The organism is Streptomyces sp. Ag109_O5-1 (assembly GCF_003814875.1).
GTDB lineage: Bacteria > Actinomycetota > Actinomycetes > Streptomycetales > Streptomycetaceae > Streptomyces > Streptomyces sasae.
In genome coordinates this window covers 5079207-5105513 of record NZ_RKQF01000001.1, presented here as the reverse complement: position 1 = coordinate 5105513, position 26307 = coordinate 5079207, and the positions used below count along the sequence as shown (strand labels likewise).

2 protein-coding genes (both running past the window's edge) are annotated in these 26307 nt (G+C 69.5%); both read left to right on the top strand.

From position 1 onward, the window contains the following. Positions 1 to 4970 carry the 3' portion of a non-ribosomal peptide synthase/polyketide synthase gene (locus tag EDD90_RS22945; protein ID WP_123974826.1) on the top strand. 14422 nt of this gene lie to the left of the window's left edge, so only the last 4970 of its 19392 coding nucleotides appear in the window; its start codon lies beyond the left edge, outside the window; its stop codon occupies positions 4968 to 4970. Continuing rightward, positions 4970 to 26307 carry the 5' portion of a non-ribosomal peptide synthase/polyketide synthase gene (locus EDD90_RS22940; RefSeq protein WP_123974825.1) on the top strand. Its footprint extends 11263 nt past the window's final position, so 21338 of the gene's 32601 nt are visible here — the first part of the coding sequence; its start codon is at positions 4970 to 4972; its stop codon lies beyond the right edge, outside the window. Before EDD90_RS22945 ends, EDD90_RS22940 begins: the two co-directional genes overlap by 1 nt.

Sequence of the window (26307 nt, the reverse complement as noted above, 5' to 3'; positions counted from 1 at the left end):
AGGCGCGGGCGAACCGTTTGGCCCGGTATTTGATCGGGCTGGGAGTCGGTGCGGAGTCGGTGGTGGGTCTGTGTCTGCCGCGGGGTGTGGACATGGTCGTGGCGTTGCTGGCGGTGTGGAAGGCCGGGGGAGCGTATCTGCCGGTGGATCCGGAGTATCCGGCCGAGCGTGTCGCGTTCATGCTGGCCGATGCGCGGGCGGCGGTGCTGGTGGGTACGGAGGACATCCTCGATGAGTTGCCGGCTGGGCGGGTGCCGATGGTGGCGTTGGACGACCCGGCGGTGATGGCGGCGGTCTCCTCGATGCCGGGTGAGGCGCTGGGTGTGGGTGTGGTGCCGGGTCAGTTGGCCTATGTGATCTATACGTCGGGGTCGACGGGAACGCCGAAGGGTGTGGGGGTGACCCATGGCGGGTTGGCCAACTATGTGCTGTGGGCGGTGGGTGAGTACGGTCCGGGGGCCGGCGGGGCGGCGTTGCATTCGTCGTTGGCGTTCGATTTGACGGTGACGAGTGTGGTGGTGCCGTTGGTGGCGGGGTCGGTGGTGGTGGCCAGTGTGGAGGGCGGGGCCGAGGGCCTGGCGGGGCTGGTGAGCGTCTCGGGCGGGTTCGATGTGCTGAAGGCGGTCCCGGGGCATCTGCCGTTGCTGGCGGAGTTGATCGATGATGCTTCGGCGTCGTCGGCGGCGCGGGTGTTGGTGGTGGGTGGTGAGGCGTTGGCTGCCGGGCCGGTGAGGGGCTGGTTGGAGCGGACGCCGGGCTCGGTGGTGGTCAATGAGTACGGGCCGACCGAGACGGTGGTGGGGTGTTGCGTGTTCCGGGTGGTGGCCGGGCAGCGGCTCGATGAGCAGGTGCCGATCGGTCGGCCGATCGCGAATACCCGGTTGTACGTGCTGGATGAGTCGTTGTGTCCGGTGCCGGTGGGTGTGGCGGGGGAGTTGTATATCGGTGGGGCGCAGTTGGCGCGTGGGTATGTGGGGCGTGCGGGTCTGACGGCGGAGCGGTTCGTGGCCGACCCGTTCGACACCGACCCGGCCGGTGGCGGGCGCCTGTACCGGACCGGGGATGTGGTGCGCTGGGATGCCGAGGGCGACCTGGTGTATCTGGGGCGTGCCGATGAGCAGGTGAAGGTGCGTGGGTTCCGGATCGAGCCGGGTGAGATCGAGGCGGTCCTGGCCGCGCACCCGCGGGTCGCCCAGGCCGCTGTGATCGCCCGCGAGGATGTGCCGGGCGACAGGCGCCTGGTGGCCTACGTCGTTCCGGCGGCGGGGATGGAAGTTGTTCCGTCCGTGGTGTGGGAGCACGTCGGCGCCCGGTTGCCGGAGTACATGGTGCCGTCGGCGGTGGTCGTGCTCGAGGCGCTGCCGCTCACGGTGAACGGGAAGCTGGACCGTCGCGCGCTGCCGGCGCCGGACTTCGCATCGCTCACTGGTTCGGGGCGTGCTCCGGCGAATGTGCGTGAGGAGGTGTTGTGTCAGGCGTTCGCCGAGGTCCTCGGGGTGGAGTCGGTCGGGGTGGAGGATGACTTCTTCGCTCTGGGCGGGTATTCGCTGCTGGCGGTGCGCCTGGTGGAGTGGTTGCGGGTGCGGGGTGTGTCGGTGTCGGTGCGGACGCTGTTTGAGGCGCCGACGCCGGCGAGGCTGGCGGCTGCGTCGGGTGCGGTGTCGGTGGTGGTGCCGGAGAACCTGATTCCGGACGGGGCGCAGGTGATCACGCCGGAGATGCTGCCGCTGGTGGAGCTGACCGAGGCCGAGGTCCAGGCGGTGGTTTCCGGGGTCGAGGGTGGTGCGGGCAATGTCGCGGACATCTATCCGCTGGCTCCGCTGCAGGAAGGGATCCTCTTCCACCACCTGCTGGCCGACGGCGGTGACGACACCTATGTGACGCCGAGCGTCATCGAGTTCGATGACCGGTCCCGGCTGGACGGGTTCGTCGCTGCGTTGCAGCAGGTGATCGACCGGCATGATGTGTTCCGGACCTCGGTGGTGTGGCAGGGGTTGCGGGAGCCGGTGCAGGTGGTGTGGCGCTCCGCGGCATTGTCGGTGACCGAGGTGAGCCTCGACACCCATGTGGCGGATCCGGCGGCCGAGCTCATGTCAGTGGTGGGGTTGTCGATGGATCTGGGGCGTGCGCCGCTGCTCGATGTGCATGTGGCCGAGGTCTCTGGTGGCCGGTGGCTGGGGCTGGTGCGGACGCATCATCTGGTGCAGGACCACACCGCGCTGGACATCGTGCTGGACGAGATCCAGACGATCCTGGCCGGGCGTGCCGAGACGCTGCCGGAGCCGTTGCCGTTCCGGGACTTCGTGGCCCAGACCCGGGCCGGGCTCGAGACCGGGGAGCACGAGGAGTTCTTCCGGGAGCTGCTGGGTGATGTGCAGGAGCAGACAGCGGCCTTCGGCGTGACCGATGTGCGCGGGGACGGTTCCGGGCTGGTACGGGCAAGCTTGCCTCTGGATGCTGATCTGGGGGTGCGGCTGCGGGAGGTGGCCCGGAGGTTGGGGGCCAGTCCTGCCACGGTGCTGCATGTGGCGTGGTCGCGGGTGCTGGCGGTGGTCTCGGGCCGTGACGACGTGGTGTTCGGCACGGTGCTGTTCGGGCGGATGAACGCGGGCGCCGGCTCGGACCGGGTGCCGGGATTGTTCATCAACACCCTGCCGGTGCGGGTGCGTACCGGGGATCTCGGTGTGCTGGATGCGGTCACGGCGATGCGTGGGCAACTGGCCGGGCTGGTGGAGCACGAGCATGCGCCGTTGGCGCTGGCCCAGCGCGCCAGCGCGGTGCCAGCGGACACGCCGTTGTTCACCGCGGGGTTCAACTACCGGCACAACACGAGTGGCAGGCAGCAGAACACTGACGGGGCCAGTGGGTTCGAGGGCGTCCGGCAGGTGTTGGCCCGGGAAAGCAGCACCTATCCGTTGACGGTATTGGTCGATGACGACGGTGACGGGTTCTTCCTGAGCGCGTACGCGGTCGCGTCGATCGATCCGCATGAGGTGACGGGCATGCTGCATACCGCGGTCGAGGGCCTGGTGGCAGCGTTGGAGGACGGTCTGGACAGTGGCGCGCAGGTGCCGCTGTCCGGGGTGGGCGTGCTGAGTACCGCAGGACTGAAGCGAGTTTTGGTCCGGTGGAACGACACGGACGCGGTGGTGCCGCAGGAGACGTTGCCGGGCTTGTTCGCTGCGCAGGTGACGCGGACCCCGGATGTGCCGGCGGTGATATTCGAGGGCGAGTCGGTGTCGTACGCCGAACTGGACGCGCGAGCAGATCGGTTGGCGCGGTATCTGTCCGGGTTGGGGGTGGGCCCTGAATCTGTGGTGGGTCTGTGCCTGCCGCGAAGTGTGGACATGATCGTGGCGATGCTGGCGGTGCTCAAGGCCGGGGCGGCGTATCTGCCGGTTGATCCGGAGTACCCTGCCGAGCGAATCGGATTCATGCTGACCGATGCGCGGGTGGCTGTTCTGGTCGGCACCGAGGACATCCTGGATGAGTTGCCAGCCGGGCGGGTGCACTCGGTGGCTTTGGACGATGCGCAGGTCGTTGCACAGGTGTCGTCGATGGCTGATGGTCCGCTGTCGGTGCCTCTGCTTCCGGATCATCCGGCGTATGTGATCTACACCTCGGGATCGACGGGGCTGCCCAAGGGCGTGGCCGTGACGCATGCCGGCGCGGTGAATCTGGCGGCTGCCCAGGCACGGCGGTTCGTGGTCGGCGTGGGCAGCAGGGTGTTGCAGTTCGCGTCGGTCGGGTTCGATGCGGCGACGTGGGAACTGTTGCTGGCGTTGGGCTCGGGTGCGTGTTTGGTGGTGGCGCCGGCTCGGGAGCTGTTGCCGGGTGCGGGGCTGGCTGGTGTGGTGGCGCGGCATGGGGTGACGCATGTGACGTTGCCGCCGGCGGTGCTGGAGGTACTGGATCCGGCGGATCTGGGTTCGGTGACCACGCTGGTGTCGGCCGGTGAGGCGCTGGGTGGGGAGTTGGTGGCCCGGTGGGCTCCGGGGCGGCGGTTGGTCAATGCGTACGGGCCTACGGAGACGACGGTGTGTGCGGCCATGTCGGGCGTGCTGTCGGCCGGGGATGTGCCGAATATCGGTGGTCCTATCCTCAACGCCCGGGCCTATGTGCTGGACGAGCGGCTGTGCCCGGTGCCGGTCGGGGTGGCCGGGGAGTTGTATGTGGCCGGGGCGGGTCTGGCGCGTGGGTATGTGGGGCGTGCGGGGCTGACCGCGGGCCGGTTCGTGGCCGACCCGTTCGACACCGACCCGGCCGGTGGTGGCCGGTTGTACCGGACCGGGGACGTGGTGCGCTGGGATGCCGAGGGCAACCTGGTGTACCTGGGGCGTGCCGATGAGCAGGTGAAGGTCCGCGGCTACCGGATCGAGCCGGGTGAGATCCAGGCGGTCATCGCCGCGCACCCGCAGGTCGCCCGGGCCGCGGTCATCGCCCGCGAGGACACCACCGGCGACAAGCGGCTGGTCGCCTACGTCGTCCCGGCGGCCGGGGACGGTGATGGTGTGGACGTCGACGGGTTGCCGTCCGTGGTGCGGGAGCATGTCGGCGCCCGGTTGCCGGAGTACATGGTGCCCTCGGCGGTGGTGGTGCTGGAGGCACTGCCGCTGACGGTGAACGGCAAGCTGGACCGCAAAGCCCTCCCCGCACCGGAGCCCGCCACCACGGCAGGGTCCGGTCGTGGCCCGGCGAACGAGCGCGAGGCGCTGCTGTGTCAGGCGTTCGCCGAGGTCCTCGGCTTGGAGTCCGTCGGGGTCGATGACGACTTCTTCGCTCTGGGTGGACATTCCCTGCTTGCAGTGCGGCTGACCAGCCAGATGCGGGCGCTACTGGGCGTCGACGTGTCGTTGCGGACCCTGTTCGACAACGCGACCGTCGCCGATCTGGCAAAGCACGTAGATAACCGAAAGTCGACCCGGCCCGCACTGCGGCCGATGCGTAACCGTAACTCGGAGGAGTTCTGATGATTCCGTTGTCGTACGCCCAGCAGCGTCTGTGGTTCATCGGGCAACTGGAGGGTCCGAGTGCGGCTTACAATGTCCCGACTACCTTGCGACTGTCCGGTGAGATCGACGCGCAGGCTCTGGGTGCGGCGTTGCGGGATGTGCTTGGTCGGCACGAGGTGCTGCGCACGGTTTTCCCGACGGTCGATGGACAGCCGTTCCAGAACGTCCTTGCTTTGGAGCAGTTGGACTGGAGCCTGGAGGTCGTCGAAGTCTCTTCTGCCGACGTGGAGTCGGCGGTTGAAGAGGCGACGGGGTATGTGTTCGATCTAGCGGTTGAGGTGCCGATTCGAGCGCGGCTGATCTCCGCCGGCCCGGACGAGCACGTCTTGGTGGTGGTGGTGCACCACATCGCCACTGACGGCTGGTCGATCGGGCCGCTGGCGCGGGATGTCTCAGCCGCGTACGCCGCCCGGCGTGAGGGGCGGGCTCCGGTGTGGGAGCCGTTGCCGGTGCAGTACGCGGACTACACGCTGTGGCAGCGCGAACTGCTGGGCAGCGAGGACGATCCGGACAGTGTGCTCTCGCGGCAGGTCGCCTACTGGCGCCAAACCCTGGAGGGCGCGCCGGAGGAGCTGGCATTGCCGACAGATCGCGCGCGTCCGGCGGTGGCGAGCCATCGTGGGCACAGCGTTGCGTTGCGGGTTTCGGCCGAGGTGCACGGGCGGCTGCTGGCGGTGGCGCGTGAGCAGGGTGTGACGGTGTTCATGCTGCTGCAGGCCGCGCTGGCGGTGCTGGTCTCGAAGCTGGGTGCGGGCACTGACATCCCGATCGGTGCGGCGGTCGCGGGGCGTACGGATGCCGCGCTGGACGATCTGGTCGGGTTCTTCATCAACACGCTGGTGATGCGTACGGATCTGTCGGGCGATCCGACGTTCACCGAGCTGCTGGCTCGGGTGCGGCAGACGAGCCTGGTCGGGCTCGAGCATCAGGATGTGCCGTTCGAGCGGCTGGTGGAGGAGCTGGCTCCGGCCCGGTCGCTGTCGCGGCATCCGTTGTTCCAGGTGATGCTCACGGTGCAGAACAACGCCGCCGCGGAGCTGGAGCTGCCGGGCGTGCAGGCCGGCGGCCACGCGGCGGCGGCCACGGAGACCACGGCGAAGTTCGATATCGATGTGAGCGTGGGCGAGGTCTTCGGCGCCGATGGGACTCCGGCCGGGCTTCGTGGCGGGGTGACCGGGTCGGCGGATCTGTTCGATCCGGAGACGGTGGCGGTGATCGTCGAGCGTCTGGTACGGGTGCTGGAGACGGTGGTCGCCAACCCGGAGCTGCGGATCTCCGGGGTGGACGTGCTGGATGCCGGTGAGCGGCGCCGGGTGCTGGTGGAGTGGAACGACACGGCGGCCGAGGTGTCGGCGGGGACGGTGCCGGAGTTGTTCGCGGGGCAGGTGGCGCGGACGCCGGATGCTGTGGCGGTGGTGTTCGAGGGTGTGTCGGTGTCGTATGCGGAGTTGGATGCGCGGGCGAACCGTTTGGCCCGGTATCTGTGCGGGCTGGGTGTGGGTGCGGAGGCGGTGGTGGGTCTGTGTCTGCCGCGGGGTGTGGAGATGGTGGTGGCGTTGCTGGCGGTGTGGAAGGCCGGGGGTGCGTATGTGCCGGTGGATCCGGAGTATCCGGCGGAGCGGATCGCGTTCATGCTGGCTGATGCGGCGCCGGTGTGTGTGCTGACGGAGTCCGTGGTGGCCGGGGTGCTTTCCGGTGTGCAGGACGCGGCTGGTTCGGTGCCGGTGGTGGTGTTGGATGAGCCGCAGGTCGTCGCGGCGGTGTCGTCGATGGCGGATGGCGTGGTGCCGGATGTGTGTGTGGTGCCGGGGCAGTTGGCGTATGTGATCTATACGTCGGGGTCGACGGGGGTGCCGAAGGGTGTGGCGGTCTCGCATGGGGCGTTGGTGAATGCTGCTGCCGTGTTCTGCCCGGTTTTCGGGGCGGATGCGGGGGTTGGCGTGTTGCAGTTCGCGTCGTTCAGTTTCGATGCTTCGGTGCTGGATGTGGCGGTGGCGTTGACGTCGGGGGCGTATTTGGTGGTGGCCTCGTCGGCGCAGCGGGTGGACGCGGGGTTGTTGCGGGACCTGGTGGTCTCGGCCGGGGTGCGGGTGGCCAGTGTGGTGCCGAGTCTGCTGGAGGTGCTGGCGCCGGAGGATCTGGGGCCGGTGCGCCGGATGGTGGTGGGTTCGGAGGCGATCTCGCCGGGGACGGCCGGGGCGTGGGCGCGGGACCGGGTGTTGGTCAATACCTATGGTCCGACCGAGGCCGCGGTGATGGTGGCGGCTGGGGTGCTGGATCCGCAGGTGTCGGACGGGGTGGTGGTGCCGTTCGGTCGTCCGACGGGGAACAGTCGGGTGTTCGTGCTGGATGAGCGGCTGTGCCCGGTGCCGGTGGGTGTGGCGGGGGAGTTGTATCTGGCCGGTGTGCAGTTGGCGCGTGGGTATGTGGGGCGTGCGGGTCTGACGGCGGAGCGGTTCGTGGCCGACCCCTTCGACCCGGTCGGTGGTGGCCGGTTGTACCGGACCGGGGATGTGGTGCGCTGGAGTGCCGAGGGCGAGCTGGTGTTCGTGGGGCGTGCTGATGAGCAGGTGAAGGTGCGTGGGTTCCGGATCGAGCCGGGTGAGATCCAGGCGGTCATCGCCGCGCACCCGCAGGTTGCTCAGGCCGCGGTCATTGCCCGGGAGGACGAGACGGGGGACAAGCGTCTGGTCGCCTACGTCGTCCCGGCGGCCGGGGACGGTGATGGTGTGGACGTCGACGGGTTGCCGTCCGTGGTGCGGGAGCGTGTCGGCGCCCGGTTGCCGGAGTACATGGTGCCGTCGGCGGTGGTGGTGCTCGAGGCGCTGCCGCTGACACCCAACGGGAAGCTGGACCGCAAGGCGCTGCCGGCGCCGGACTTCGCATCGCTCACCGGTTCCGGGCGTGCTCCGGCGAATGTGCGTGAGGAGGTGCTGTGTCAGGCGTTCGCCGAGGTCCTCGGGCTGGAATCGGTCGGCGTGGAGGACGACTTCTTCACCCTTGGTGGGCATTCGCTGCTGGCAGTACGTCTGGTGAGCCGTATCCGGGCGGTGCTGGGTGTTGAGGTGTCGTTGCGGACGTTGTTCGAGGCTCCGACGGTGGCGGGTTTGGCGGCGCGGTTGTCGGGTGCTGGTGTGGCGCGCTCCGCGTTGGTGCCGCAGGTGCGTCCGGAGCGGTTGCCGCTGTCGTTCGCGCAGCAGCGGTTGTGGTTCATCGGGCAGTTGGAGGGGGCGAGCGCGCTCTACAACATCCCGACCGTCCTGGGGTTGTCCGGTGATGTGGACACGGCCGCGCTCGCGGCGGCGTTGCGGGATGTGATCGGGCGGCACGAGGTGCTGCGCACCGTGTTCCCCACGGCCGAGGACGGGCAGCCGTTCCAGCAGATCCTCGACATCGATGATCTGGAGTGGGAGCTGCGGGTTGTGGAGGTGGCCCCGGCTGATCTGCCTGAGCAGGTTGCGGCGGTGGCCGGGTACGCGTTCGATCTGGCGGTTGAGGTGCCGATCCGGGCGTGGCTGTTCACTGATGGCTCGGACGAGCATGTCCTGGTGGTGGTGGTGCATCACATCGCCGGGGACGGCTGGTCGACGGCGCCGTTGGCCAAGGACGTCTCGGGTGCGTATGCGGCGCGTCTTGAGGGGCGGGTGCCGGTGTGGGAGCCGTTGCCGGTGCAGTACGCGGACTACACGCTGTGGCAGCGTGAACTGCTGGGCAGCGAGGACGATCCGGAGAGTGTGATCTCGCGGCAGGTCGCCTACTGGCGGCAGGTGCTGGCGGGTGCGCCGGAGGAGCTGGTGCTGCCGGCCGACCGGCCGCGTCCGGCGGTGGCGAGTCATCGCGGGCACGCGGTGCCGTTGCGGGTTCCGGCCGAGGTGCATGCCCGGGTGCTGGCGGTGGCGCGTGAGCAGGGTGTGACGGTGTTCATGCTGCTGCAGGCCGCGCTGGCGGTGCTGGTCTCCAAGCTGGGCGCGGGTGAGGACATCCCGATCGGCTCGGCGATCGCCGGGCGCACGGATGAGGCGCTGGACGATCTCGTCGGGTTCTTCATCAACACGCTGGTGATGCGCACGGATGTGTCGGGCGATCCGACGTTCACCGAGCTGCTGGCTCGGGTGCGGCAGACGAGCCTGGCCGGGTTCGAGCATCAGGACGTGCCGTTCGAGCGGCTGGTGGAGGAACTCGCCCCGGCCCGCTCACTGTCCCGGCATCCGTTGTTCCAGGTGATGCTCACGGTGCAGAACAACGCCGCCGCGGAGCTGGAGCTGGCGGGCGTGCGGGCCGGCGGCCACGCGGCCTCGGCCGCAGCGGCGTCGGTGGCGAAGTTCGACCTCGAGGTGACCGTCTCTGAGGTCTTCGGTGCCGAGGGTGTCCCTGCTGGGCTTCATGGCGGGGTGATCGGGTCGGCGGATCTGTTCGATCCGGAGACGGTGGCGGTGATCGTCGAGCGTCTGGTGCGGGTGCTGGAGGCGGTTGTCGCCGATCCGGGGCTGCGGATCTCTGGGGTGGACGTACTGGATGCCGGTGAGCGGCGTCGGGTGCTGGTGGAGTGGAACGACACGGCGGCCGTGGTGCCGGCGGGGACGGTTCCGGAGTTGTTCGCGGGGCAGGTGGCGAGGACTCCGGACGCTGCGGCGGTGGTCGGCGATGGCGTGGAGGTGTCGTACGCGGAGTTGGATGCGCGGGCGAACCGTCTGGCCCGCTACCTCTCCGGCCGGGGTGCGGGTCCGGAGTCGGTGGTGGGGGTGTGTCTGCCGCGTGGGGTGGACATGGTGGTGGCGCTGCTGGCGGTGCTCAAGGCGGGGGCGGCGTATCTGCCGGTCGATCCGGAGCTGCCGGCGGAGCGGATCTCGTTCATGCTGGCGGACGCGGGTGCGGTGTGTGTGCTGACCGAGTCCGTGGTGGCAGGGGTGCTTTCCGGAGTGGACGTTGGTTCGGCGCCGGTGGTGGTGTTGGATGAGCCGCAGGTCGCCGCGGCGGTTTCGTCGATGGCTGATGGTCCGCTGTCGGTGCCTCTGCTTCTGGATCATCCGGCGTATGTGATCTACACCTCGGGGTCGACGGGGTTGCCGAAGGGCGTGGTCGTGACGCATACGGGGCTGGGGAGTCTGGTGGCTGCCCAGGCACGGCGGTTCGCGATCGGCGTGGGCAGCAGGGTGTTGCAGTTCGCGTCGGTGGGATTCGATGCGGCCGGCGCTGAAGTCTTCGTGTCGTTGGGCTCGGGTGCGTGTTTGGTGGTGGCGCCGGCTCGGGAGCTGTTGCCGGGTGCGGGGCTGGCTGGTGTGGTGGCGCGGCATGGGGTGACGCATGTGACGTTGCCGCCGGCGGTGCTGGAGGTACTGGATCCGGCGGATCTGGGTTCGGTGACCACGCTGGTGTCGGCCGGTGAGGCGCTGGGTGGGGAGTTGGTGGCCCGGTGGGCTCCGGGGCGGCGGTTGGTCAATGCGTACGGGCCTACGGAGACGACGGTGTGTGCGGCCATGTCGGGCGTGCTGTCGGCCGGGGATGTGCCGAATATCGGTGGTCCTATCCTCAACGCCCGGGCCTATGTGCTGGACGAGCGGCTGTGCCCGGTGCCGGTCGGGGTGGCCGGGGAGTTGTATGTGGCCGGGGCGGGTCTGGCGCGTGGGTATGTGGGGCGTGCGGGTCTGACCGCGGGCCGGTTCGTGGCCGACCCCTTCGACACCGACCCGGCCGGTGGTGGCCGGTTGTACCGGACCGGGGATGTGGTGCGCTGGGATGCCGAGGGCAACCTGGTGTACCTGGGGCGTGCCGATGAGCAGGTGAAGGTGCGTGGGTTCCGGATCGAGCCGGGTGAGATCCAGGCGGTCATCGCCGCGCACCCGCAGGTCGCCCGGGCCGCGGTCATCGCCCGGGAGGACGAGACGGGGGACAAGCGGCTGGTCGCCTACGTCGTCCCGGCGGCCGGGGACGGTGATGGTGCGGACGTCGACGGGTTGCCGTCCGTGGTGCGGGAGCGTGTCGGCGCCCGGTTGCCGGAGTACATGGTGCCCTCGGCGGTGGTGGTGCTGGAGGCGCTGCCGCTGACGGTGAACGGGAAGCTGGACCGCAGGGCGCTGCCGGCGCCGGACTTCACCGCGCTCACGGGTTCCGGGCGTGCTCCGGCGAATGTGCGTGAGGAGGTGCTGTGTCAGGCGTTCGCCGAGGTCCTCGGGCTGGAGTCCGTCGGGGTCGATGACGACTTCTTCGTCCTGGGTGGGCATTCGCTGCTGGCCGTGCGCCTGGTGGAGTGGCTGCGGGTGCGGGGTGTGTCGGTGTCGGTGCGGACGCTGTTCGAGGCGCCGACGCCGGCGAGGCTGGCGGCGGTCGCCGGGTCGGTGTCGGTTTCGGTGCCGGAGAACCTGATTCCGGACGGGGCGCAGGTGATCACGCCGGAGATGCTGCCGCTGGTGGAGCTGACCGAGGCCGAGATCCAGGCTGTGGTTTCCAGGGTCGAGGGTGGTGCGGGCAATGTCGCGGACATCTACCCGCTGGCTCCGCTGCAGGAAGGGATTCTGTTCCACCACCTGCTGGCCGACGGCGGTGACGACACTTATGCGACGCCGTTCGTGCTGGAGTTCGATGACCGGTCCCGGGTGGACGGGTTCGTCGCTGCGTTGCAGCAGGTGGTCGACCGGCATGATGTGTTCCGGACCTCGGTGGTGTGGCAGGGGTTGCGGGAGCCGGTGCAGGTGGTGTGGCGTTCGGCGGCGTTGTCGGTGACCGAGGTGAGCCTTGCCGCCGCGGACGGCACCGATTTGGCGGCGGACCTGATTTCTGCGGTCGGGCTGTCGATGGATCTGGGGCGTGCGCCGCTGCTCGATGTGCATGTGGCCGAGGTCTCTGGTGGCCGGTGGCTGGGGCTGGTGCGGACGCATCATCTGGTGCAGGACCACACCGCGATGGACATCGTGCTGGACGAGATCCAGACGATCCTGGCCGGGCGTGCCGAGACGCTGCCGGAGCCGTTGCCGTTCCGGGACTTCGTGGCCCAGGCCCGGGCCGGGCTCGAGACTGGGGAGCACGAGGAATTCTTCCGGGAGCTTTTGGCCGGGGTGGAGGAGCCGACCGCGGCGTTCGGAGTCAGCGACGTGCGCGGTGACGGTTCGGACGTGGTGCGGGCGACCATGCCTCTGGATGCCGGTGTGGCGGTGCGGCTGCGGGAAGTCTCGCGGAGTCTGGGGGCCAGTCCTGCCACGGTGATGCATGTGGCGTGGTCACGGGTGCTGGCGGTGGTTGCGGGCCGTGACGACGTGGTGTTCGGCACGGTGCTGTTCGGGCGGATGAACGCGGGCGCCGGCTCGGACCGGGTGCCTGGACTGTTCATCAACACCCTGCCGGTGCGGGTGCGCACCGGTGAGCTGAAGGCTCTGGATGCGGTCACGGCGATGCGTGGGCAACTGGCCGGGCTGCTGGAGCACGAGCACGCGCCGTTGGCGGTGGCCCAGCGGGTCAGCGCGGTGCCGGCGGACGAGCCGTTGTTCGCCACGCTGCTCAACTACCGGCACAGCACCGTCGACGGGTCTCGGGGTGCTGAGAGTGGCGGTGCGGCCCACGGCGATGGGTTCGAGGGTGTCCGGCAGGTGTTCTCCCGTGAGCGGACCAATTACCCGTTGACGGTGTCGGTCGATGACATCGGCGGTGAGCGGTTCGCTGTGACGGTTGATGCGGTCGGGTCGATCGATCCGCGGGCGGTTGCCGGGATGCTGCATACGGCGGTCGGTGACCTGGTGGCGGCGTTGGAGGAGGGCCTGGAGGGCGGTGCGCAGGTGCCGCTGTCGGCGGTGGGCGTGCTGGATGCCGGTGAGCGGCGTCGGGTGCTGGTGGAGTGGAACGACACGGCGGCCGTGGTGCCGGCGGGGACGGTGCCGGAGTTGTTCGCCGGGCAGGTGGCGCGGATCCCGGATGCTGTGGCGGTGGTGGCTGGCGACGAGCGGCTGACGTATGCGGAGTTGGACGGGCGGGCGAATCGTCTGGCCCGGTTGCTGGCCGGGCGGGGTGTGGGTCCGGAGTCGGTGGTCGCGGTGGTGATGGAGCGTTCGGCCGATCTGGTGGTGGCGCTGCTGGCGGTGTTGAAGGCGGGTGCGGCGTATCTGCCGGTGGATCCGGAGTACCCGGCCGAGCGGATCGCCTTCATGCTCGCTGATGCCCGTCCGTCGTTGGTGTTCACCGAGGCGGGGTGTGTCGCGGCTGTGCCTGCGGTGGATGTTCCGGTGCTTGTGCTGGATGATCCTGAGGTGGCTGCGCATGTTGCCGGGCTGGATGACAGCGGTCTGACGTCGGCGGAGTGTGGCAGTCCTCTGTTGCTGGATCACCCTGCGTATGTGATCTACACGTCCGGGTCGGCGGGCCGTCCGAAGGGCGTGGCGGTGACTCATCGCAATGTGGCGAGTCTGTTCGCGGCGGCGGTGGGGCTGTTCGAGTTCGGGTCGGGGGACGTGTGGAGCTGGTTCCATTCGTTTGCGTTCGACTTCTCGGTGTGGGAGTTGTGGGGGGCGCTGCTGCACGGTGGGCGGGTCGTGGTGGTCTCGTATGCGGTGTCGCGGTCTCCGGAGGAGTTCTGGGATCTGCTTGAGCGCGAGCGGGTCACGGTCCTGAGTCAGACGCCCTCGGCGTTCTACCAGTTGGTCGCGGCTGAGGCGGGGCGGGCGGCCTCGGGTGAGTCGCTGCGGGCTGTGGTGTTCGGTGGGGAGGCGTTGGAGCCGGCGCGGTTGGCTGACTGGTGGGCGCGGCGGCCGGAGGGTGGACCGCGTCTGGTCAACATGTACGGGATCACCGAGACCACCGTGCATGTCACGTACCGTGCGCTTGAGGCGGGGGACACAGGAACGACGGCCAGTGTGGTAGGGCGGGGGATTCCCGGTCTGCGGGTGTTCGTGCTCGATGACCGGCTGGCTCCGGTCCCGGTCGGGGTCGCGGGAGAGTTGTATGTGGCCGGGGCGCAGCTGGCGCGTGGGTATGTGGGGCGTGCGGGTCTGACCGCGGGCCGGTTCGTGGCCGACCCGTTCGGTCTGGGGGAGCGTTTGTACCGGACCGGGGACGTGGTGCGGTGGTCGGAGTCCGGTGAGCTGGTCTTCGTGGGGCGTGCCGATGAGCAGGTGAAGGTGCGTGGGTTCCGGATCGAGCCGGGTGAGATCCAGGCGGTCCTGGCCGCGCACCCGCAGGTCGCCCAGGCCGCGGTCATCGCCCGGGAGGACACCACTGGCGACAAGCGGCTGGTCGCCTACGTCGTCCCGGCGGCTGGGGCTGGTGATGGTGTGGACGTCGACGCGTTGCCGTCTGAGATGCGGGAGTTCGTGGCGTCGCGGATGCCGGAGTACATGGTGCCGTCGGCGGTGGTGGTGCTGGAGGCGCTGCCGCTCACGGTGAACGGGAAGCTGGACCGCAAGGCGCTGCCGGCGCCGGACTTCGCATCGCTCGCCGGTTCCGGGCGTGGCCCGGCGAACGTGCGCGAGGAATTGCTGTGTCAGGCGTTCGCCGAGGTCCTGGGCCTGGAGTCCGTCGGGGTCGATGACGACTTCTTCGTCCTGGGTGGGCATTCGCTGCTGGCGGTGCGCCTGGTGGAGTGGCTGCGGGTGCGGGGTGTGTCGGTGTCGGTGCGGACGCTGTTCGAGGCGCCGACGCCGGCGAGGCTGGCGGCTGCGTCGGGTGCGGTGTCGGTGGTGGTGCCGGAGAACCTGATTCCGGACGGGGCGCAGGTGATCACGCCGGAGATGCTGCCGCTGGTGGAGCTGACCGAGGCCGAGGTCCAGGCTGTGGTTTCCGGGGTGCCCGGTGGTGCGGGCAATGTCGCGGACATCTATCCGCTGGCTCCGCTGCAGGAAGGGATTCTGTTCCACCACCTGCTGGCCGACGGCGGTGACGACACCTATGTGACGCCGTACGTGCTGGAGTTCGATGACCGGTCCCGGCTGGACGGGTTCGTCGCTGCGTTGCAGCAGGTGGTCGACCGGCATGATGTGTTCCGGACCTCGGTGGTGTGGCAGGGGTTGCGGGAGCCGGTGCAGGTGGTGTGGCGTTCGGCGGCGTTGTCGGTGACCGAGGTGAGCCTCGACACCGAGTCGGCGGATCCCGTAGCGGATCTCGTGTCGGTGGTGGCGTTGGTGATGGATCTGGGGCGTGCGCCGCTGCTGGATCTGCATGTGGCCGAGGTCTCTGGTGGCCGGTGGCTGGGGCTGGTGCGGACGCATCATCTGGTGCAGGACCACACCGCGATGGATGTCGTGGTGGACGAGATCCAGACGGTGTCGGCCGGGCGTGGCGAGGAGTTGCCGGAGCCGTTGCCGTTCCGGGACTTCGTGGCGCAGGCCCGGGCCGGGCTCGAGACTGGGGAGCACGAGGAGTTCTTCCGGGAGCTTTTGGCCGGGGTGGAGGAGCCGACCGCGGCGTTCGGAGTCAGCGACGTGCGCGGTGACGGTTCGGACGTGGTGCGGGCGACCTTGCCTCTGGATGCCGGTGTGGTGGCGCGGCTGCGGGAAGTCTCGCGGAGTCTGGGGGCCAGTCCTGCCACGGTGATGCATGTGGCGTGGTCACGGGTGCTGGCGGTGGTTGCGGGCCGTGACGACGTGGTGTTCGGCACGGTGCTGTTCGGGCGGATGAACGCGGGCGCCGGCTCGGACCGGGTGCCTGGGCTGTTCATCAACACCCTGCCGGTGCGGGTGCGCACCGGTGAGCTGAAGGCTCTGGATGCGGTCACGGCGATGCGTGGGCAACTGGCCGGGCTGCTGGAGCACGAGCACGCGCCGTTGGCGCTGGCCCAGCGGGTCAGCGCGGTGCCGGCGGACGAGCCGTTGTTCACCACGCTGCTCAACTACCGGCACAACACCGCCGGCGGGTCTCAGGGCGCTGGTGGTTCCGGTGCCGCCGACGACGGCGGATTCGAGGGTGTTCGGCCGGTCTTTGTCCAGGACCGGAGCAACTATCCGTTGTCGGTGTCGGTCGATGACGACGGTGTCGGTCTCGGTCTGATGGTCGATGCGGTCGGGTCGATCGATCCGCGGGCGGTTGCCGGGATGCTGCATACGGCGGTCGGTGACCTGGTGGCGGCGCTGGAGGACGCTCTGGAGAGCGGTGCGCACACGCCGCTGTCGGCGGTGGGCGTGCTGGATGCCGGTGAGCGGCGTCGGGTGCTGGTGGAGTGGAACGACACCGCGGCCGAGGCGTCGGCGGGGACGGTGCCAGAGTTGTTCGCCGGGCAGGTGGCGCGGGTCCCGGACGCTGCGGCGGTGGTCGGCGATGGCGTGGAGGTGTCGTACGCGGAGTTGGATGCGCGGGCGAACCGGCTTGCCCGGTTGCTGATCGGCCGGGGTGTGGGTCCGGAGTCGGTCGTGGCGGTGTGCCTGGACCGCGGCTTGGACCTGGTGGTGGCGTTGCTGGCGGTGTGGAAGGCCGGGGGTGCGTATCTGCCGGTGGATCCGGAGCTGCCGGCCGAGCGGATCTCGTTCATGATCGCTGATGCGGGGGCACGGTGCGTGCTGACGTCGGCGGGGCGTTCGGGGGTGGTGCCTGGATCGCTTCCGGCGGTGGTGGTGGATGATCCTGCGGTCATGCGGTGGCTGGCCGAGTGTGATGGCGGTGCTCTGATGCCTGGTGAGCTGGCGGGTGTGTTGCTTCCGGATCACCCGGCGTATGTGATCTACACCTCGGGATCGACGGGGCTGCCCAAGGGCGTGGCCGTGACGCATGCCGGCGCGGTGAATCTGGCGGCTGCCCAGGCACGGCGGTTCGTGGTCGGCGTGGGCAGCAGGGTGTTGCAGTTCGCGTCGGTCGGGTTCGATGCGGCGACGTGGGAACTGTTGCTGGCGTTGGGCTCGGGTGCGTGTTTGGTGGTGGCGCCGGCTCGGGAGCTGTTGCCGGGTGCGGGGCTGGCTGGTGTGGTGGCGCGGCATGGGGTGACGCATGTGACGTTGCCGCCGGCGGTGCTGGAGGTACTGGATCCGGCGGATCTGGGTTCGGTGACCACGCTGGTGTCGGCCGGTGAGGCGCTGGGTGGGGAGTTGGTGGCCCGGTGGGCTCCGGGGCGGCGGTTGGTCAATGCGTACGGGCCTACGGAGACGACGGTGTGTGCGGCCATGTCGGGCGTGCTGTCGGCCGGGGATGTGCCGAATATCGGTGGTCCTATCCTCAACGCCCGGGCCTATGTGCTGGACGAGCGGCTGTGCCCGGTGCCGGTGGGTGTGGCGGGTGAGTTGTATGTGGCCGGGGCGGGTCTGGCGCGTGGGTATGTGGGGCGTGCGGGGCTGACCGCGGGCCGGTTCGTGGCCGACCCGTTCGACACCGACCCGGCCGGTGGTGGCCGGTTGTACCGGACCGGGGACGTGGTGCGCTGGGATGCCGAGGGCAACCTGGTGTACCTGGGGCGTGCCGATGAGCAGGTGAAGGTGCGTGGGTTCCGGATCGAGCCGGGTGAGATCCAGGCGGTCATCGCCGCGCACCCGCAGGTCGCCCGGGCCGCGGTCATCGCCCGCGAGGACACCACTGGCGACAAGCGGCTGGTCGCCTACGTCGTCCCGGCGGTTGATGGTGAAGGTCAGGGATCCGATGGGGTCGTCGACGGGTTGCCGTCCGTGGTGCTGGAGCACGTCGGCGCCCGGTTGCCGGAGTACATGGTGCCTGCGGCGGTGATGGTGCTCGAGGCCCTGCCGCTCACGGTGAACGGCAAGCTGGACCGCAAGGCGCTGCCGGCGCCGGACTTCACCGCGCTCACCGGTTCCGGGCGTGCTCCGGCGAACGTGCGTGAGGAATTGCTGTGTCAGGCGTTCGCCGAGGTCCTGGGCCTGGAGTCCGTCGGCGTCGATGACGACTTCTTCGCTCTGGGTGGGCATTCGCTGCTGGCGGTGCGCCTGGTGGAGTGGTTGCGGGTGCGGGGTGTGTCGGTGTCGGTGCGGACGCTGTTCGAGGCGCCGACGCCGGCGAGGCTGGCGGCTGCGTCGGGTGCGGTGTCGGTTTCGGTGCCGGAGAACCTGATCCCGGACGGGGCGCAGGTGATCACGCCGGAGATGCTGCCGCTGGTGGAGCTGACCGAGACCGAGGTCCAGGCGGTGGTTTCCGGGGTCGAGGGTGGTGCGGGCAACGTCGCGGACATCTATCCGCTGGCTCCGCTGCAGGAAGGGATTCTGTTCCACCACCTGCTCGCCGACGGCGGTCAGGACGCGTATGTGACGCCGAGGGTCATCGAGTTCGATGACCGGTCCCGGGTGGACGGGTTCGTCGCTGCGTTGCAGCAGGTGGTCGACCGGCATGATGTGTTCCGGACCTCGGTGGTGTGGCAGGGGTTGCGGGAGCCGGTGCAGGTGGTGTGGCGCTCCGCGGCGTTGTCGGTGACCGAGGTGAGCCTCGACACCGAGTCGGCGGATCCCGTAGCGGATCTCGTGTCGGTGGTCGGGCTGTCGATGGATCTGGGGCGTGCGCCGCTGCTGGATCTGCATGTGGCCGAGGTCTCTGGTGGCCGGTGGCTTGGGCTGGTGCGGACGCATCATCTGGTGCAGGACCACACCGCGATGGATGTCGTGCTGGACGAGATCCAGACGATCCTGGCCGGGCGTGCCGAGACGCTGCCGGAGCCGTTGCCGTTCCGGGACTTCGTCGCCCAGACCCGAGCGGAGCTGGCGACGGGAGAGCATGAGGAGTTCTTCCGGGAGCTTTTGGCCGGGGTGGAGGAGCCGACCGCGGCGTTCGGAGTCAGCGACGTGCGCGGTGACGGTTCGGACGTGGTGCGGGCGACCATGCCTCTGGATGCCGGTGTGGTGGCGCGGCTGCGGGAAGTCTCGCGGAGTCTGGGGGCCAGTGCGGCGACGGTGATGCATGTGGCGTGGTCGCGGGTGCTGGCGGTGGTTGCGGGCCGTGACGACGTGGTGTTCGGCACGGTGCTGTTCGGGCGGATGAACGCGGGCGCCGGCTCGGACCGGGTGCCTGGACTGTTCATGAACACCCTGCCGGTGCGGGTGCGTACCGGGGATCTCGGTGTGCTGGATGCGGTCACGGCGATGCGTGGACTGCTGGCCGGGTTGCTGGAGCACGAGCACGCGCCGTTGGCGCTGGCCCAGCGTGCCAGCGCGGTGCCGGCGGACGAGCCGTTGTTCACCACGCTGCTCAACTACCGGCACAGCACCGCCGGCGGTTCTCAGGGCGCTGGTGGGTCCGGTGCCGTCGACGACGGCGGGTTCGAGGGTGTCCGGCAGGTGTTCTCCCAGGGGCGGAGCAACTATCCGTTGGTGGTGTCGGTCGATGACAACGGTGTTGGTCTCGGTCTGGTGATCGATGCGGTCGGGCCGATCGATCCGCGGGCGGTTGCCGAGATGCTGCATACGGCGGTCGGTGACCTGGTGGCGGCGCTGGAGGACGCTCTGGAGGGCGGTGCGCACACGCCGCTGTCGGCGGTGGGCGTGCTGGATGCGGATGAGCGGCGTCGGGTGTTGGTGGAGTGGAACGATACGGCGGTCGAGGTGTCCGGGGTGTTGGTCCCGGAGTTGATTGCTGAACAGGTGGCGCGGACGCCGGATGCTGTGGCGGTGGTGTTCGAGGGTGTGTCGGTGTCGTATGGGGAGTTGGATGCTCGGGCGAACCGGCTTGCCCGGTTGCTGATGGGCCGGGGTGTGGGGCGGGAGTCGCTGGTGGCGGTGTGCTTGCCGCGTTCGGTTGAGCTGGTTGTGGCGTTGCTGGCGGTGTGGAAGGCGGGGGGTGCGTATCTGCCGGTGGATCCGGAGTATCCGGCGGAGCGGATCGGGTTCATGCTGACCGATGCGGCACCGGTGGTGGTGCTGGCGGTGTCGGACACGGTGGGCTTGGTGCCGGACGGGGTGGCCGTGGTGGTGCTGGATGATCCGGCGGTGGTTTCGGCGGTGGCGGCGGGCAGCGGGGCTGCGGTGTCCGGTGTCGGTTGGTCGGCGGGGGGTGCGGCGTATGTGATTTATACGTCGGGTTCGACGGGGACGCCGAAGGGTGTGGTGGTGACCCATGGCGGGCTGGTCAACTATGTGGCGCGGTGTGTGCGGGTGTATCCGGAGTTGGCGGACAGCACGGTGGTGCATGCTTCGATTTCGTTCGACGCCGGGGTGACGGGGTTGTACGGGGCGTTGGTGTGTGGTGGGCGGGTGGTTCTGGCGGGGTTGGACGAGCAGTTGGCCGGGGTGTTGGACGGGCGGGGGCTGTCGTTTGTGAAGGCCACGCCCAGTCATCTGCCGTTGTTGGAGGCGTTGCCGCCGGTGTGTGCTCCGACCGGGCGGTTGATGGTGGGGGGCGAGGCGGTTTCGGCGGAGGCGCTGCGGGTGTGGCGGGATCGTCATCCGGGTGTGGCGGTGGTGAACCACTATGGGCCGACCGAGGTGACGGTGGGGTGTACGGATTATGTGCTGGGGTCGGTGGATGAGGATCGGGTCGGGGCGGTGCCGATCGGGCAGCCGATGTGGAACACCCGGGTGTTCGTGTTGGATGAGCGGCTTTCTCCGGTGCCGGTGGGGGTGGCGGGTGAGTTGTATGTGGCTGGGGCGCAGGTGGCGCGCGGGTATCTGGGGCGTGCGGGTCTGACCGCGGGCCGGTTTGTCGCCGACCCGTTCGACCCGGTCGGTGGTGGCCGGTTGTACCGGACCGGGGATGTGGTGCGCTGGTCCGCCGAGGGTGAGCTGGTGTATCTGGGTCGTGCCGATGAGCAGGTGAAGGTCCGCGGCTACCGGATCGAGCCGGGTGAGATCCAGGCGGTCATCGCCGCGCACTCGCAGGTTGCCCAGGCCGCCGTGATCGCCCGGGAAGACGAGACGGGGGACAAGCGGCTGGTTGCCTACGTCGTTCCGGCGGCGGGGATGGAAGTTGTTCCGTCCGTGGTGCGGGAGCACGTCGGCGCCCGGTTGCCGGAGTACATGGTGCCGTCGGCGGTGGTGGTGCTGGAGGCCCTGCCGTTGACGGTGAACGGGAAGCTGGACCGCAGGGCGCTGCCGGCGCCTGACTTCACCGTGCTCGCTGGTTCCGGGCGTGCTCCGGCGAACGTGCGTGAGGAATTGCTGTGTCAGGCGTTCGCCGAGGTCCTGGGCCTGGAGTCCGTCGGCGTGGAGGACGACTTCTTCGCTCTGGGCGGGCATTCGCTGCTGGCCGTGCGCCTGGTGGAGTGGCTGCGGGTGCGGGGTGTGTCGGTGTCGGTGCGGACGCTGTTTGAGGCGCCGACGCCGGCGAGGCTGGCGGCGGTCGCCGGGTCGGTGTCGGTTTCGGTGCCGGAGAACCTGATCCCGGACGGGGCGCAGGTGATCACGCCGGAGATGCTGCCGCTGGTGGAGCTGACCGAGACGGAGATCCAGGCGGTGGTTTCCGGGGTCGAGGGTGGTGCGGGCAATGTCGCGGACATCTACCCGCTGGCTCCGCTGCAGGAAGGGATCCTCTTCCACCACCTGCTGGCCGACGGCGGTCAGGACGCGTATGTGACGCCGAGGGTTATCGAGTTCGATGACCGGTCCCGGCTGGACGGGTTCGTCGCTGCGTTGCAGCAGGTGGTCGACCGGCATGATGTGTTCCGGACCTCGGTGGTGTGGCAGGGGTTGCGGGAGCCGGTGCAGGTGGTGTGGCGTTCGGCGGCGTTGTCGGTGACCGAGGTGAGCCTCGACACCGAGTCGGCGGATCCCGTAGCGGATCTCGTGTCGGTGGTGGCGTTGGTGATGGATCTGGGGCGTGCGCCGCTGCTGGATCTGCATGTGGCCGAGGTCTCTGGTGGCCGGTGGCTGGGGCTGGTGCGGACGCATCATCTGGTGCAGGACCACACCGCGATGGATGTCGTGCTGGACGAGATCCAGACGATCCTGGCCGGGCGTGCCGAGACGCTGCCGGAGCCGTTGCCGTTCCGGGACTTCGTGGCCCAGGCCCGGGCCGGGCTGGCGACTGGGGAGCACGAGGAGTTCTTCCGGGAGCTTTTGGCCGGGGTGGAGGAGCCGACCGCGGCGTTCGGAGTCAGCGACGTGCGCGGTGACGGTTCCGAGGTTGTTCACGCAATACGTGGCCTGGATGCCGGTGTTGTGGTGCGGCTGCGGGAGGTGGCCCGGCGGTTGGGGGCGAGTCCTGCCACGGTGATGCATGTGGCGTGGTCGCGGGTGCTGGCGGTGGTCTCGGGCCGTGACGACGTGGTGTTCGGCACGGTGCTGTTCGGGCGGATGAACGCGGGTGCCGGCTCGGACCGGGTGCCGGGGTTGTTCATGAACACCCTGCCGGTGCGGGTGCGTACCGGGGATCTCGGCGTGCTGGATGCGGTCACGGCGATGCGTGGACTGCTGGCCGGCCTGCTGGAGCACGAGCATGCGCCGTTGGCGGTGGCCCAGCGTGCCAGCGCGGTGCCGGCGAATGAGCCGTTGTTCACCGCACTGTTCAACTACCGGCACAGCACCGTCGGCGGGTCTCAGGGCGCTGAGAGTGGCGGTGCGGCCCACGGCGACGGGTTCGAGGGCCTCCGGCCGGTGTTCATCAAGGACCGGACCAACTATCCGTTGTTGGTGTCGGTCGATGACGACGGTGATGGTCTCGGTCTGGTGGTGGATGCGGTCGGGCCGATCGATCCGCGGGCGGTTGCCGAGATGCTGCATACGGCGGTCGGTGACCTGGTGGCGGCGCTGGAAGACGCTCTGGAGGGCGGTTCGCAGACGCCGCTGTCCGGGGTGAGCGTGCTGGATGGCACGGAGCTGGACCGGGTGCTGGTGGAGTGGAACGACACGGCGGCCGAGGTGCCGGCGGGGACGGTTCCGGAGTTGTTCGCGGGGCAGGTGGCGCGGACTCCGGATGCTGTGGCGGTGGTGTTCGAGGGTGTGTCGGTGTCGTATGCGGAGTTGGATGCGCGGGCGAACCGTCTGGCCCGGTATCTGTGCGGGCTGGGTGTGGGTGCGGAGGCGGTGGTGGGTCTGTGTCTGCCGCGGGGTGTGGAGATGGTGGTGGCGTTGCTGGCGGTGTGGAAGGCCGGGGGTGCGTATGTGCCGGTGGATCCGGAGTATCCGGCGGAGCGGATCGCGTTCATGCTGGCTGATGCGGCGCCGGTGTGTGTGCTGACGGAGTCCGTGGTGGCCGGGGTGCTTTCCGGTGTGCAGGACGCGGCTGGTTCGGTGCCGGTGGTGGTGTTGGATGAGCCGCAAGTCGCCGCGGCGGTGTCGTCGATGGCGGATGGCGTGGTGCCGGATGTGTGTGTGGTGCCGGGGCAGTTGGCGTATGTGATCTATACGTCGGGGTCGACGGGGGCGCCGAAGGGCGTGGCGGTCTCGCATGGGGCGTTGGTGAATGCTGCTGCCGTGTTCTGCCCGGTTTTCGGGGCGGATGCGGGGGTTGGCGTGTTGCAGTTCGCGTCGTTCAGTTTCGATGCTTCGGTGCTGGATGTGGCGGTGGCGTTGACGTCGGGGGCGTATTTGGTGGTGGCCTCGTCGGCGCAGCGGGTGGACGCGGGGTTGTTGCGGGACCTGGTGGTCTCGGCCGGGGTGCGGGTGGCCAGTGTGGTGCCGAGTCTGCTGGAGGTGCTGGCGCCGGAGGATCTGGGGCCGGTGCGCCGGATGGTGGTGGGTTCGGAGGCGATCTCGCCGGGGACGGCCGGGGCGTGGGCGCGGGACCGGGTGTTGGTCAATACCTATGGTCCGACCGAGGCCGCGGTGATGGTGGCGGCTGGGGTGCTGGATCCGCAGGTGTCGGACGGGGTGGTGGTGCCGTTCGGTCGTCCGACGGGGAACAGTCGGGTGTTCGTGCTGGATGAGCGGCTGTGCCCGGTGCCGGTGGGTGTGGCGGGGGAGTTGTATCTGGCCGGTGTGCAGTTGGCGCGTGGGTATGTGGGGCGTGCGGGTCTGACGGCGGAGCGGTTCGTGGCCGACCCCTTCGACCCGGTCGGTGGTGGCCGGTTGTACCGGACCGGGGATGTGGTGCGCTGGAGTGCCGAGGGCGAGCTGGTGTTCGTGGGGCGTGCCGATGAGCAGGTGAAGGTGCGTGGGTTCCGGATCGAGCCGGGTGAGATCCAGGCGGTCATCGCCGCGCACCCGCAGATCGCCCGGGCCGCGGTCATCGCCCGGGAGGACACCACTGGCGACAAGCGTCTGGTCGCCTACGTCGTCCCGGCGGCCGGGGCTGGGGCTGGTGCGGACGTCGACGCGTTGCCGTCTGAGATGCGGGAGTTCGTGGCGTCGCGGTTGCCGGAGTACATGGTGCCGTCGGCGGTGGTGGTGCTCGAGGCGCTGCCGCTGACACCCAACGGGAAGCTGGACCGCAGGGCGCTGCCGGCGCCGGACTTCACCGCGCTCACGGGTTCCGGGCGTGGCCCGGCGAACGTGCGTGAGGAATTGCTGTGTCAGGCGTTCGCCGAGGTCCTGGGCCTGGAGTCCGTCGGCGTCGATGACGACTTCTTCGTCCTGGGCGGGCATTCGCTGCTGGCGGTGCGCCTGGTGAGCCGTATCCGGGCGGTGCTGGGTGTTGAGGTGTCGTTGCGGACGTTGTTTGAGGCTCCGACGGTGGCGGGTTTGGTGCAGCGGTTGTCGGGTGCTGGTGTGGCGCGTTCCGCGTTGGTGCCGCAGGTGCGTCCGGAGCGGTTGCCGCTGTCGTTCGCGCAACAGCGGTTGTGGTTCATCGGGCAGTTGGAGGGGGCGAGCGCGCTCTACAACATCCCGACCGTCCTGGGGTTGTCCGGTGATGTGGACACGGCCGCGCTCGCGGCGGCGTTGCGGGATGTGATCGGGCGGCACGAGGTGCTGCGCACGGTGTTCCCCACGGCCGCGGACGGGGAGCCCTTCCAGCAGATCCTCGACATCGAGGACCTGGACTGGGAGCTGGAGGCGGTCGAGGTGGCTGCCGGGCAGCTGGCGGATGCGGTCGCACGCGCAACGGAGTACGCGTTCGATCTGGCGGTTGAGGTGCCGATCCGGGCGTGGCTGTTCACTGATGGCTCGGACGAGCATGTCCTGGTGGTGGTGGTGCATCACATCGCCGGGGACGGCTGGTCGACCGCGCCGTTGGCCAAGGACGTCTCGGGTGCGTATGCGGCGCGTCTTGAGGGGCGGGTGCCGGTGTGGGAGCCGTTGCCGGTGCAGTACGCGGACTACACGCTGTGGCAGCGTGAACTGCTGGGCAGCGAGGACGATCCGGAGAGTGTGATCTCGCGGCAGGTCGCCTACTGGCGGCAGGTGCTGGCGGGTGCGCCGGAGGAGCTGGTGCTGCCGGCCGACCGGCCGCGTCCGGCGGTGGCGAGTCATCGCGGGCACGCGGTGCCGTTGCGGGTTCCGGCCGAGGTGCATGCCCGGGTGCTGGCGGTGGCGCGGGAGCAGGGTGTGACGGTGTTCATGCTGCTGCAGGCCGCGCTGGCGGTGCTGGTCTCCAAGCTGGGCGCGGGTGAGGACATCCCGATCGGCTCGGCGATCGCCGGGCGCACGGATGAGGCGCTGGACGATCTCGTCGGGTTCTTCATCAACACGCTGGTGATGCGCACGGATGTGTCGGGCGATCCGACGTTCACCGAGCTGCTGGCTCGGGTGCGGCAGACGAGCCTGGCCGGGTTCGAGCATCAGGACGTGCCGTTCGAGCGGCTGGTGGAGGAACTCGCCCCGGCCCGCTCACTGTCCCGGCATCCGTTGTTCCAGGTGATGCTCACCGTGCAGAACAACGCCGCCGCGGAGCTGGAGCTGGCGGGCGTGCGAGCCGGCGGCCACGCGGCCTCGGCCGCAGCGGTGGCCGCGGCGAAGTTCGACCTCGAGGTGACCCTCTCTGAGGTCTTCGGTGCCGAGGGTGTCCCCGCTGGGCTTCATGGCGGGGTGATCGGGTCGGCGGATCTGTTCGATCCGGAGACGGTGGCGGTGATCGTCGAGCGTCTGGTGCGGGTGCTGGAGGCGGTTGTCGCCGATCCGGGGCTGCGGATCTCCGGGGTGGACGTACTGGATGCCGGTGAGCGGCGTCGGGTGCTGGTGGAGTGGAACGACACGGCGGCCGAGGTGCCGGCGGGGACGTTGCCGGAGTTGTTCGCGGGGCAGGTGGCGCGGACTCCGGATGCTGTGGCGGTGGTGTTCGAGGGCGAGTCGGTGTCGTATGCGGAGTTGGATGCGCGGGCGAACCGGCTGGCGCGGTATCTGTGCGGGCTGGGTGTGGGTCCGGAGTCGGTGGTGGGGGTGTGTCTGCCGCGGGGTGTGGAGATGGTGGTGGCGCTGCTGGCGGTGCTCAAGGCGGGGGCGGCGTATCTGCCGGTGGATCCGGAGCTGCCGGCGGAGCGGATCTCGTTCATGCTGGCGGATGCGGGTGCGGTGTGTGTGCTGACCGAGTCCGTGGTGGCCGGGGTGCTTTCCGGTGTGGACGTTGGTTCGGTGCCGGTGGTGGTTGT